Origin of the sequence: Lactobacillus sp. UMNPBX16 (genome assembly GCF_002553775.1) — a bacterium.
Lineage (GTDB): Bacteria > Bacillota > Bacilli > Lactobacillales > Lactobacillaceae > Lactobacillus > Lactobacillus crispatus.
Genome location: NZ_PCYU01000003.1, coordinates 53,402 through 64,072, shown reverse-complemented (window position 1 = coordinate 64,072; position 10,671 = coordinate 53,402). Strand labels below are relative to the sequence as shown.

General features: G+C 36.7%; 9 protein-coding genes. All 9 read right to left on the bottom strand.

What is annotated here, in order from left to right:
- A partial coding sequence (locus CP367_RS00780) for a helix-turn-helix domain-containing protein (RefSeq protein WP_143439086.1) occupies window positions 1–221 on the bottom strand: 221 nt, incomplete at its 3' end.
- A 9-nt stretch (window positions 222–230) separates the two neighbouring features.
- Window positions 231–1,745, bottom strand: a complete 1,515-nt coding sequence (locus tag CP367_RS00775) for an SLAP domain-containing protein (protein ID WP_233186507.1) — start codon at window positions 1,743–1,745, stop codon at window positions 231–233.
- A 360-nt stretch (window positions 1,746–2,105) separates the two neighbouring features.
- On the bottom strand, window positions 2,106–2,885 hold the full coding sequence (locus CP367_RS00770) for a DUF1828 domain-containing protein (RefSeq protein ID WP_089143113.1): 780 nt from the start codon (window positions 2,883–2,885) through the stop codon (window positions 2,106–2,108).
- A gap of 24 nt (window positions 2,886–2,909) precedes the next feature.
- Window positions 2,910–3,395, bottom strand: coding sequence for a hypothetical protein (locus CP367_RS00765; RefSeq protein ID WP_060462899.1), 486 nt, complete (start codon window positions 3,393–3,395; stop codon window positions 2,910–2,912).
- Window positions 3,396–3,511: 116 nt separating this feature from the next.
- The gene (locus CP367_RS00760) at window positions 3,512–4,489 is read right to left on the bottom strand and encodes a 3'-5' exoribonuclease YhaM family protein (protein ID WP_013086708.1); all 978 of its coding nucleotides are present in this window, start codon (window positions 4,487–4,489) and stop codon (window positions 3,512–3,514) included.
- Complete coding sequence (locus CP367_RS00755; protein ID WP_089146100.1) at window positions 4,482–6,977, bottom strand: AAA family ATPase; 2,496 nt, start codon at window positions 6,975–6,977, stop codon at window positions 4,482–4,484. Before CP367_RS00755 ends, CP367_RS00760 begins: the two co-directional genes overlap by 8 nt.
- Window positions 6,958–8,175 carry a DNA repair exonuclease gene (locus tag CP367_RS00750; RefSeq protein ID WP_068813806.1) on the bottom strand — a complete coding sequence of 406 codons (1,218 nt, stop codon included), beginning with the start codon at window positions 8,173–8,175 and terminating at the stop codon, window positions 6,958–6,960. Before CP367_RS00750 ends, CP367_RS00755 begins: the two co-directional genes overlap by 20 nt.
- Before the next feature lie 8 nt (window positions 8,176–8,183).
- Window positions 8,184–8,534, bottom strand: a complete 351-nt coding sequence (locus CP367_RS00745; RefSeq protein ID WP_005718098.1) for a YlbF family regulator — start codon at window positions 8,532–8,534, stop codon at window positions 8,184–8,186.
- Between the two features lie 16 nt (window positions 8,535–8,550).
- Window positions 8,551–10,608 (bottom strand): PBP1A family penicillin-binding protein, encoded by a 2,058-nt coding sequence (locus CP367_RS00740; protein WP_057726724.1) that lies wholly within the window; start codon window positions 10,606–10,608, stop codon window positions 8,551–8,553.
- Window positions 10,609–10,671 lie beyond the last annotated feature (63 nt).

The window sequence follows — 10,671 nt, the reverse complement described above, 5'->3', positions numbered from 1 at the left end:
CCATTGGAAGATACCCGCGCGTAAGCCACAATTTTGCGTTTATCAATGGGCTCGTTATGATCAAGGCCTAAATACTGATCAAGCTCTGATTGATAGTAAAATCGTCTGTTGTTAGCTGTTCGATGAGCTTTTAATTTCCCAGCTCGATCCCAGCTTTGAAGAGTGAACGGCGCTTTGCCAAGATAGGCAGCAGCTTCTTTTAAATACATAATTCTAGACATAAAAAGATCTCACCACCTTGTAGCGAGATTATAGCACACTTTATAACACTTAAGAAATACAATTACATATATATTTTTAAACTTGTTGAAACTCTTGAAAGTCTTTTTATTATAAGTCACTACCGCAATTTTACCTTTATAAAAGCCAGCATATTCTTTTTGTAAATCACCATGGATATCACAATTAGCCAATGAAACTACCCAAGACTTTTCTGCCTTAGTTAGTTTATTCATCTTTTTAACCCAAACTTTTTGTCCGTCTAATTTACTTTGATCGTATTTAATTTGCCAACTAGCCTGCTTAACTGCCGCAATAGAAGTATTCTTGTTAGTCAATAACTTTTGTGCGTTATCAACGGCCAAATCATATCTTTCTTGCTGTGCTTTTTCAGTCAAACGATATAAAGTCGATTTTTTAATTTGACCTGCTCGATCAACTAAGGCTTGCAACTCACCATAGTCACTAGAAGTGGCCTGACTTGCATCTGCTTGTGCTTCGCTTGGTGTATTATCAACTTTTAATGCAACTGGATTTTGACTTGTCACATCACTAGCTTTAACAAAAGTATTTGCTGTATCTTTAGTTTGGTGAGCATATGAGCCGTTGCTGGTAATCGTAGTACCAGTCTTGCCTGTTCCATCAAGAGCTGGAACCCAGACCAATTTTTTGTTAGCCGTAAGATGATAATATAGATCAGCTTGTTTAGTTTGCTTGTTCCAAATATAAAGAGCTCGATCAACGCCAACATTAACATCTGGAATCAATAAATAACTCTTATCAACGATTTCACCGTCAATATTATAGAGATACGTTGAGTTACCGGCAATGACATAATTATCTTCAGTAGATGCAGCTAATGCAAAATTATTTGGCATAATCCGAGTTGACTTTTTGATATCAGGTAGGTTGACCCACTTATCAGTACCTTTAATCCGATAATATTCCAGACTACTCAAATAATCATCAGCGCCGTCAACATTATGATAATAGTTCTGATCAACTGTAAGCTTAGTTCCCTTCTTAATTGGAGCAGCAATTGGCATCCCTATTTGATTAGTTACTGGAGCAGTCTTTTTGGTAATTACCTTAATTTCCTTAGTTGACAGATCCGCATATTGATATTTTCCTGGCGAGATTCTACCAATGTTGCCTGGCTTAATATATTTATTTTTGCCAATATTAACAAAGTCTGTCTTCTTGATGCTTACTGTCGGTAACGAAAAATACTTGCCAGCTAATACATTATTGAAGAAATACCTGCTTTGATTTGGGTTAGTAATTGCCTTAGGCTTCAATATAGTCACCTTTAGTAACTTTCCCTTCTTAATCTTGCTCTTGGTACGCTTACCTTGATGATTGTAAACATAGGCATTGTGGTTAATATAGAACGTTAATTTAGTAGTTTGTGTATTATCTTGACTTGCGGCAGCAACTGGATTAGACAAATGATTATTTGCTAAAACAGGTACAGTCAACATTATCGTAGCTGCCGATACTAAAATTAATTTTTTTGATGCTTTCATTTTTATTCCCTACCCTAATTTTTATAACATCTTTAGCAATTCAATGCATCAAAAAAGTCCAAGAGGAAATCAATGTATACCTCTTGAACTTTTTATCAATAAAAAAATAGAAAGGAGACAAGTCTCTAATCTATCCAAAAACATCTCTGCTTTTCAATTGTATAAACATGTTATTATTCTTCAGCTAATTTGTCAATAACTTTGTTCAAAAAATTATTGACACAATTTTTCACCAAAACAAAATAAGCATCCCTGCAAATCAACTGCAGTAATGCTTATTTCTTATTCTAAATGTTCCATATTGCCTAATGCTAGAACTAATATTATTTACAATTTCAGCTCAACACCTTTAATCAACTATCACATTGCCAATTTAAATTTGGAAAGCCATTGCTCTCTTTCTGACCAAGAATAAACAGGAATATTATAGTTCTTAAAGGCAGACTTAAAATCACTAGAAACAGGACTATTAATATTGTTCGCAATAACTGAAAATTCTGTTTTAGGTTGGCTTTCTCGTACATCAATAATTCTAAATAAAGGGTTAGCTATATTAGAATTAATAGGCGTATTCACCACCTTAATAGCTTGTTGCGGTTTTTTTCTTGTACGTCCAACCACAATATCAAACTTAGAATTCCGTCCGCTTTTTCCTAGTAAACTCAAATCTTCTCCTACTGGAATATTATTATCAATAAAATAATTTGTTACATCTTCTTTAAAATACTTAATAACACTATTTTTAGAAGTCTGTAATAAATCAAAAGCTTGCAACATACATTGAGTTAACCTATTTTGTGCATCTGGAAATTGGGCTAAGTCATCAAATTCAATTATTAATTCATTATTCTGATTTTTCACACCAAAATTAATCAAAATCGATTGAAAGTAGTTCCTACGTTTAGATTTTCTGTTTAAATTAATATCTAATAACCCTAACTCATTAATAGTATACCCATCATCACTAATTATATATTTTGATGTATTTCCTTGTGCAATCACTAATTCTATATAATCATTGTACATATCTAAAAAAGGTGTAGTGATAGTCATATAATCCTGATTTTTAGAAGGGACAAATTGAATCTTTTTATCTATCCAGTCAAAATATATTTTCTTCATTTTCTCTACATCAAACATATTTAACTGTTCTCCCCCCTTTCTTTAAAATAAACTTTCCTGTTCTCGAAAATTATATGAATTTATATTATCAACATTCAAAAACTTTAATGTCTTCTTCAAGCATTCACACAAGTTATTTAAATCATTCTGACTCAATTGAAAATTTTCGTTCTTTTCCAAAAGTGGTACAGCTACATGTGTACCATATTTTGGAAAATCCGCTCTATGCAAATGAGGACAAGGAATGACTTTATTTGACCATTTAAAGTCTCCAACAGGATTTTGATGAGGACGTCCAATAATATCTACTCTAACTAATGGCTGTTCCTTATTTCTCTTTTCCCTTAATTGAAAAGTACATTTAGGACGTCTATGTCCTTTTCTATTCAAATCAAGTATAAAATTATAATTATTTCCTTTTAACCTTAATTGACTAGAATTCTGAAATAGCGGCAAATCAATGTAATCATTCTTTTCTATTATTTGTTTAACCGCCTCAATCATTTTAGTAATTTCAGCAATATCCATCCTTTTTACTCCCCTATAAATTAGATTTATTATACTATGAAATTATAATAAAACTCTAGTTCAATTTTTCAACAAAATAAGCATCTCTGCAAATCAACTGCAGTGATGCTTATTTCTTATTCTAAATGTTTTGCGTTATCTAGCGCTGAATCGTGCATCGGTCGATAATATCGCTTGCCATCTTGACTCAGTAGTGGCTCGGTGAACTCGCCTTTAGGCGTATGCTGCAGGGCATTCGTTACTGCATAAACTGCAGCATCTAAATCATCAATTCGGTGCAATAATTCCGCTTCTAGCAATGCCGGCAATTTGGGTGAACCATATTCAAAGCGGCCATGGTGACTAAGCACCATATGCCGCAATAAGAGTAAATCTTCCGACTCCAGATTCATCTTCATATCCTGAGCGGCCAGCATAATTTGTTCATCAATTAAAACCAGATGCCCAACCAAATTGCCTTCAGTCGTGTATTGAGTTGCGGCAGGACCTGAAAGTTCCAGTACTTTTCCCATATCATGCAAAATGCATCCCGCATAAAGTAGCGATCTATTCACTTGCTCATAATTATCAGCCAAACCTTTGGCATCCTTAAGCATTGATAAAGTATGAAAAGCTAAACCTCCGCGGACCGCATGGTGGTTGCTTTTACCAGCAGGATGATCATAAAAACGATCATGCCATTTTTGAAGTAAATACTTCACAATTTTTGTCCAGGTAGGATTATCAATCTGCATCACAAATTTATTAATTTCAGCTTCCATCTCATTAACTGGTTCCGGCGCTGATTTAATAAATTGATCTAATTCATAGCCTTCTTGTGGACCGACCACGCGCAGAGAATAGATCCTAATCTGGGGGCGACCCTGATATTCTTCTCTTTTGCCATTCAACTCAACGATTGTCCCAGTTGAAAAAGTTGCTGCATCTTGATTGTTAGCATCCCAGTAATTACCGCGAATCTCGCCTGAGCCATCACTGAATTGCATCGCTAAAAACAACTTATTCTTTTTATTATGACGCAACTGTGAGTTTTTAATCAAAACAACAATGTCCATTTCTTCTCCATCGTTGTAATCTAACAATCTCTTAAGCATCCTGTGTTCCTTTCGTAAAAGTTAATGGCTCAATCCCAAGCTGATCAACTAAATTCTTTTGAGCTGTGAAAATTAAAACTTGATTGTTTTCGCTAATCTTTTGCAATAACTGATCGATATAGCTGACTCGCTGATCATCAAAGTTTACAAACGAATCATCAATCAAGATTGGCAAATTAATTTCATCCTTGATCTGCTCAATAAAAGCTAACTTCAAGGCAAAGTATAATTGCTCAGCAGTCCCCCGTGACAAGTATTTTACTTCGCGCTTTTTACCATCACTTCTGACTACTGTTAGCTTCTTATCTAAATTAATCCCAACATATCTGCCGCCCGTTAGCAAAGCTAAGTATTCCTGAGCCGCCTTAAGCATCTTGGGGAACCGTTCATTAGATGCCAAGTCAAGCGAGCGACTGATCCACCTTGCCGCAAACAAGTTAGCCAAGTATTCTTTACTGCTCTGGACAAAATTGGTTTCTGTATTAGCCAGATCCTGCTTAGCCTTAAACACCGCAGTAGAATCAGCTAAATTGTCTAACTGCACTTGCAACTGAGCAACTTGACTCTGAAGTTCATTAATTTCTGCATTCTTAGTACTAATTTGTTCAGTCAAAGCCGTTAATTTATCTGCTAATTCGGTTGAATTTGTCTGCGTTTGCAGCTGTTGAAGATCATCGCCTAACGATTCCTTCAAGGCCGCAATCTGCGTCTTCAGTTTAGCCTGATTAAGTGAATCTTGATAAAGCTGATCGTAACCTGCCATATTTTCCACATTAACTTGGGCAAAAAGTGCCTGTAATTTCAGACCCAATTCTTTCAAATCTTGCTTATCCTGCTTTAGTGATGCAGTTAAGCTGGATTTTCTTTGAAACAATTCTTGTTTTTCACTAATTTGTGTCTCAAGTTCGTCCAAACCATTCAAAACTTGACTAAAGTCATTATCAATCGGTTGCTTCAATGCATTTTGGACACTTGAGGCCAGTTGAGCCACATTCTGATTCAAAACAGTTACTTGCTTATTATTAGTCTGTGCGGCATTCTTTTTGATTTGATATTGATTCAGATTAGTTAGTAAGCTATTTAAGTTTAGCGTATCAGGATTCAATCCATATTTTGTTTGGAAAGCTTGGCGTTTTTGAGCAACCAGCTTTTGCTTTTCTAATACTGCCGCATTTTGCTTATTTTGGTTACTATTTTTTAAGTATCCTGCTGCTAGGAAAATTAGTCCAGTAATTAATGCAATTACACCAACTGTACCCAACGCTACCAAAAGAACTACACCTAATGCCGCTAACACTGCACCGATAACATACCAAAGCTTGTCATTAGTAGTTACATAAGCAGGCTCATTGACAGCACCTGGCAAAGCTTGATAGTCTGCCTGCATTTGTTCAATTTGCTCTGGTGTCAACTTGAGTAGATTTTTTAATTCAGGTGTCAAAGCTAATAGTTGCTCTTTCTCCTGCTTCAATTGGTCAGCCTTTTGCAAACAATTACGATATTCCGCTTGCCACTGCAAGAGTTGAGGCTTCTGCTGGATTAGCTTCTTCTCTAGCGTAAAATCAGATTGATCGTTTTCACCCAGGTCCTGCAACTGCGCTTCTACCGATTGAATCGTCTTTTGCAAATTACGTCCCTGAGCCATAATATCTTGGGCTTTTTGATAATTTTGACCATTAAAGTCGACATCCTTGACCTGTTTTTGCAAATCAAGCAGCGTCTGATAATTGCCCATTTCTTTTTGCAAATCATGCAAATCTTGTTCTTGTTTTTGTAAAACAGCCAGATCTTGTTTTTGTCTGTTTAATGCCGCTCTTTTTTGTACAAAATCTTGGTGCAGCTGTTCATAATCATTAAACTCATTTTTAGTCTGCGCTAATTTATCACGTTGATCAGTCATTTCCTTAAGCAGACGGTTTACTTCGGGCTTTTTACCTGTCTTTTTAAAAAGCTTACCTGCTTCTTTAGCAAAGTCGTCGCGCATTTCCAGCAACTTGCTAGAATCTGCTGCTCCCAAGTAATAAATTCGCTCAAGCAAATCCTCTTGACTTAAACTGTTAACCTGACCCAGCATTTCTTGGTTAAAAATAAAACTATCAGCGTAAAAAGAGCCATCAATATTTTGAATCTGATCAAAAAATACACTCTCAGGTACAACTTGACCATCTTTTTTGACGGTTAAAATTCCCTTTTTAGTCTTGTCACCTTTAGCATAGAGTCGCTCAAGTTCGTATTCACCATCAGCTGCAGTAAAAACTAAATTACCGCCCATCGGACTAACATGAGCTAGCGGCGTATAATCTTCAAAAAACGGTGAAGAGTTACTTCTCAAATGAAAGCCAAATAAGATCTGTTTAATAAAAGCTACCGTTGTACTTTTACCAGCTTCATTGGCACCAAAGAAAACATTAATTTGATCACTAGGCAAATCGAAGGTTTTATTCGAGAACTGCCCAAAGTTAATAATCTTAATTTGTTTCAGTCTCATCCTTAATTCCTTTCAATTTACTCATTAGTTTTACTTCTGTTAGATTCTTAACCGCCGCAATAAAGTCTGGATCAGCCGCTAATTTAGCAGCTTCTGGATCCTTTTTTTGCCAGTCACTAACAATTTGCTTGAATTCAGCTGGTGCAAATAACTCTTCTTTGGCAGCTTGGAAGGCTTGTTGGTCATTGTCATTTAACTTTAAACTAGTATTCACAACAAAGCGCACATCAACTAACTGAGAAGCAAATGGCAGCGATTGAGAAATAGTTTGCCAAAAATCAGGATCCTGAACCAAATCGCGTTCTTCGGTACTCAAATATTGCGCACCAGCAATCGTCAAACTAAAGTACGTTTTTTGTCCAGATTCAAGCTTGGCAATAATTTTTGCTTGTAAGTCAGCTTTACTGATAGCTCCTTCAAGATTAATTTTTGTCCCTTGCCATAAAATTGGCCCTGTTTCTTTAAAATCAATAGTAGTCTTACCACTATTTTCATCAATCTCACCTAGATAGCATCCCTTAGCCCCCATCTCATTAATGTGGCGACCTTGAATGTTACCTGGATAAACGATCCATGGCGTACTACTTAAATTATTTCTCGCATGAATATGACCCAAAGCAAAATAGTCATAATTCAAGTTTTGCAACTCATCAACTGTAAACGGTGCATACACATTCTGACTAGCAGTAGCTGATTTCTCTTGAGCATGCATTAAACCAAAAGTATAATTTTTTCCTTTTGCTGGAAATTCTGGGATTTTATCCTCAGTGATATGGTTATTCAGATATGAAAAGCCGATTACGTCATAGTTAAAACCCGCATCCGTAGTAAAAGTAGCTTGCTCTACTGTTTCACTATTGCCTAACAATTTAAAGTAAGGACTGGGACTAACTAGCAGATCTTCTTGCTTCATGTGGTCATGATTACCAAAAATCATCACTACCTGAATTTGTGCATCAGTTAATCTCTTCACTTGCTCAGCAAAAAACAACTGAGCCCGTGGTGACGGCTGACTGCTATCAAAGGTATCCCCTGCTATTAAAACTAAATCAACTTTTTCAGCTAATGCTAGGTCGACAATTCTTTTTAGCGACTGATCAGCTGCCTGATAGATATGGTTAAATTCCTCAGATGGCAAAAAAGATAGCCCACGAAATGGACTATCTAAGTGCGCATCCGCAAAGTGAATAAATTTCATCGCGAATATTAATTTCTAAGATCTTCATAAAGATCATTAATTGGCTTAGTGTAAGCTTTTTGTACTTCACCAAGCAAATCGTACAAACCCTGTTCATTCGTAAGAAGCGAAACAATTTTATCATTCTTTTGAACTTGATCATTTAAGTCCTTGTAAGCTTGTTGATCTTCAGCTGAAAGTGGTTGACCAGCTTGTTGTGCTTGCATGATCTTATTTTGCAATTCATCCATCTTTTTGAATAAAGCTGAAGCATCCTTATCATCTTCAACAGCTTTAATTGCTTCTTGCAACTTCTTGTATTGATCAGTTTGAGTCAAATCTTCTGCTAACTTGTTAGCAGCATCGTAAATGTTAACCATCTAGTCCTCCTAAATTTTATTGGCCAAATAAGCCTTTAAGGCTATTATACCATTCATTGATTTTCTGTCCTGCAGAACCGAGTCCATCTTGAATTTTTTCACCTAATCCATTAGTCCAGTCATCATTAGAACCATTATTCTTCACAATCTGGTTAGGTGCCTTCTCCGTGAATTCAGTTTGCGCGGTGTACGGCAAAATTCCTTCCATCTCAGCCTTATATAAACGCGTAATTCCTGTTTCAGAAATGCCCTGCATGTAGTGTTGCTTGTTAGTGTGGTCAAAACCAACCCAGGTAGCAAGTACAATGTCAGGCGTATAACCGACGATCCACTGGTCCTTGGTACCAAATCCATATGAGTTAGGTACTTCAGTTGACCCAGTCTTCCCAGCTACACGGAAGCCATTTGGCTGAGCAGAGCGTCCTGTACCATTAGTGAAAACGCCGAGCATCATAGTCGTCATTTCTTTAGCAGTATTTTCAGAAATAACGCGGTGGCTGCTTGGATTATTATTTTCGGCTAAAACGTTACCCGAAGCATCAGTAATTTTGGTAATAAAGAAAGAATTATTAGGCAAATTACCCTTGTTGGCAAAAGCTGAATATGCACGTGCCATCTGAATTGGCGAAACACCTGAAGATAATCCACCTAAGGCAAGCGCTAAATTACGGTCACTCTTTGGTACCTTAATTCCAAAGTTTTCAACAGATTGCACGCCTTTACTTACACCAATCTTATCCAATAGCCAAACAGCTGGCACATTTTTACTTTGTTCTAAAGCTTCATACATTGGAATTGTATTAGAATAGCCATTGTCCACATTATGCGGTTCATAGCCATTTTTACCAAATTTCTGCAACTTGTTCGATAGTTGCGAGTCATAGTGATAGCCATTTTGTAAAGCTGGGGCATATACTGCCAACGGCTTGATTGATGACCCTGGCTGCCGCTTCATCTGCGTTGCACGATTGTAACCCCGGAAGACGTGCTTACCGCGACCACCGATGATTGCCCGAACAGCACCAGTACTTGGGTCCATTGCCACGCTAGCGCCTTGGCTTTCAGTTCCATCACTACCATTTTGTGGGAAAAGCCAGCTTTGCTCAAAAGTATCCTGCAATTTACCCTGATAATTTTGATTTAAAGTAGTATAAATTTTAAGCCCCTTATTCATGACTTGTTCTTCAGTTAAGCCATATTTAGAGATTGCCTCGTCAACTACAGCATCAAAGAAGTAAGGATAGCGATAGCCGTTTTTATTTTGAAAAGTATTCCGCAAAGTTAATCCTTGCTTTTGATACATTTTAGCTTGAGCCGCTGTCAACTTATTATTATCCACCATCAAGTTTAAGATTAAATTTCGTCTTGCTAAAGCATTCGACATGTGATCAACCGGATTATAAAAACTAGGATTTCGTAAAATTCCAGCTAAAGTTGCGGCTTCACTCGGATTAAGTTCACTTGCGTTTTTGCCAAAATAGCGACGACTTGCATCTTGCACGCCCCAAACTCCGTTACCAAAGTAAGCATTATTCAAGTACATCGTTAAAATATCTTTTTTGGAGTAAACATGGTTAATTTCAATTGCAAAAAAGAGTTCTTCCAATTTTCTTGAAAAAGTCTGCTGCTGGGTCAAAAGCGAGTTCTTGGCTAACTGCTGAGTTAAGGTCGAACCACCACCCGTTACTTGACCGTGATGAATCACTAAACTTAAAGCAGCTCGCGCCATGCCTTTAATACTAAAACCTGGGTTCTTCCAAAAAGTCCGATCTTCAGTCGAAATTACGGCATTTTGAATATTAGGCGAAATCTGGTCATATTCCACAAATGATCCTTTTTGCGAGTATAAAGAACCTGCTTTTTTACCCTTGTAGTCATAGATTGTAGTTGTGGTTGAAAGCGAGGCCTTCAAATTAGCTATGTTTGATGTCTTAACTTTAATTGTATAATAGGTACAAGTTAAGAGCATCAATGTGAGCAGGATTAAAATAATCCAGCGTCCGATAAAGAAGCGACTATCAAATCGATGCCAAGCATCTTTAAAGCCACCTCTTCTTGGTTGGTCGTTATTCATTAAATATTGCTCCTTTTTAGAAACAAGAAAATTGTACCATACTATCAAAACACGTGTTTATAA

Coding starts and splice junctions, on each gene's coding strand:
- CP367_RS00775 (WP_233186507.1), bottom strand. CDS start 1,745: ATGAAAGCATCAAAAAAATTAATTTTAGTATCGGCAGCTACGATAATG.
- CP367_RS00770 (WP_089143113.1), bottom strand. CDS start 2,885: ATGTTTGATGTAGAGAAAATGAAGAAAATATATTTTGACTGGATAGAT.
- CP367_RS00765 (WP_060462899.1), bottom strand. CDS start 3,395: ATGGATATTGCTGAAATTACTAAAATGATTGAGGCGGTTAAACAAATA.
- CP367_RS00760 (WP_013086708.1), bottom strand. CDS start 4,489: ATGCTTAAGAGATTGTTAGATTACAACGATGGAGAAGAAATGGACATT.
- CP367_RS00755 (WP_089146100.1), bottom strand. CDS start 6,977: ATGAGACTGAAACAAATTAAGATTATTAACTTTGGGCAGTTCTCGAAT.
- CP367_RS00750 (WP_068813806.1), bottom strand. CDS start 8,175: ATGAAATTTATTCACTTTGCGGATGCGCACTTAGATAGTCCATTTCGT.
- CP367_RS00745 (WP_005718098.1), bottom strand. CDS start 8,534: ATGGTTAACATTTACGATGCTGCTAACAAGTTAGCAGAAGATTTGACT.
- CP367_RS00740 (WP_057726724.1), bottom strand. CDS start 10,608: ATGAATAACGACCAACCAAGAAGAGGTGGCTTTAAAGATGCTTGGCAT.